A 1,282-nucleotide genomic window follows, 5' to 3' on the forward strand; every position below is an offset into this window, starting at 1 on the left:
GACCTCCGGCGCCTAGCGGGGCGCCGTTCGGGTTTCGCCTAAGATCGGGCCTCGGCCCGGCCGTTTAGCTTCTGCCGCAAGTCCATCCGGCGATGGTCGTTGCGGAGAATGCGGCATGAGCACGAGCGAAGACTTCCTGACCCCCGCGGCCCTGGCCATCCCCAAGGAGGGCTATTTCGAGCGGGTCGACGGGCCGCACGGGCCGCTGTTCCCCAAGACGCCCGCCAACTACGGCTTCTCGATCCTGTGCAAGGTGCTGCCGGGGCACGAAGACAATATCCGCGCCTACGCCAAGAACCTCGAGGTCGCCGTCAAGGACGACCCGCACGTGCTGGCCACGCTGAAGCTGCACTACCTGCGCTGGATCCTGTTCCCGATCGGGGACGACCTCTACTTCATGTACCAGGGCATCTTCGACACTGACTTCGACAAGTACATGGACGATGCCCTGGCGATCTTCCTGTCGACCGGGATCACCACCGTCTTCGTCAACCTCGAGGGCTTCCCCGAGGACTGGAAGGACAACAATTCGGCGGTCATCAAGTTCTTCCGCGAGCATCAGGTGCCCAGCTTCCTGGAGTACGGCGAGTACCCCTATGTCAGCGCCGACGAGATCAAGAAGGCCCTGCGTCTGAAGGCCGCCCTGACGACCGCCCTGGACCAGCTCCAGTAGTCCGCCGCTCATCGCAGAAGGAGCGGCGTCATGGACGAACCGGCGCGCAGCTATAACCAGAACCACGTCCCGCGCCCGGCCGGACCGGGGAATCGGCGGGTCAGCATCTACGTCTCGTGGTCCTATCCGGGCGAGGCCGGCCGCGACGTCTCGCAGCTGGACAACCGCTTCTCGACCATGACCGAGGTGCGGCGGGTGACCTGGCCCGCTTATGAGACGCCCCGCTTCGCGGATCCGCTGCAGTTCTCGCAAGGCATCGCCGGGGCGCTGGAGCTGTTCTTCTGGGCCTGGATCCCGTTCCAGAAGCACGTGGGCGAGGTGACCGGCTATCCGCCGCCGGTGTTCCAGCGCGTGGACCACGCCGGCTTCTTTCTGCCGCTGGACGAGCGGGTGCTGTCGGACGTCGACACCCTGTTCGTTTTCGGCCTGGACCACGACATCACCGGCCAGACGCCGTCGGCCGAGGAAATCGCGGCGGTGAAGGCCTTCCTCGCGCGCGAGGACACCTTGCTGGTCATCGGTCCGCACCACGACGTGGGCGCCGGCGACGACCTGGACGTCCGGGCCATGGAATACGCCCACCACGGCGACGCCCTGGTCCCGCGCCAG

2 protein-coding genes are annotated in these 1,282 nt (G+C 66.2%); both read left to right on the top strand.

Annotated features, from left to right (window positions below; all coding sequences use genetic code 11):
* Positions 1-115: 115 nt before the first annotated feature.
* Entirely contained in the window at positions 116-673 is a 558-nt protein-coding gene (locus J7643_19910; protein MBO9542861.1) for a hypothetical protein, read from the top strand.
* A 30-nt stretch (positions 674-703) separates the two neighbouring features.
* On the top strand, positions 704-1,282 hold a 579-nt coding region (locus tag J7643_19915; protein MBO9542862.1), incomplete at its 3' end, for a hypothetical protein.

The sequence above is a fragment of the bacterium genome (genome assembly GCA_017744355.1).
Classification (GTDB): Bacteria; Cyanobacteriota; Sericytochromatia; order S15B-MN24; family UBA4093; genus JAGIBK01.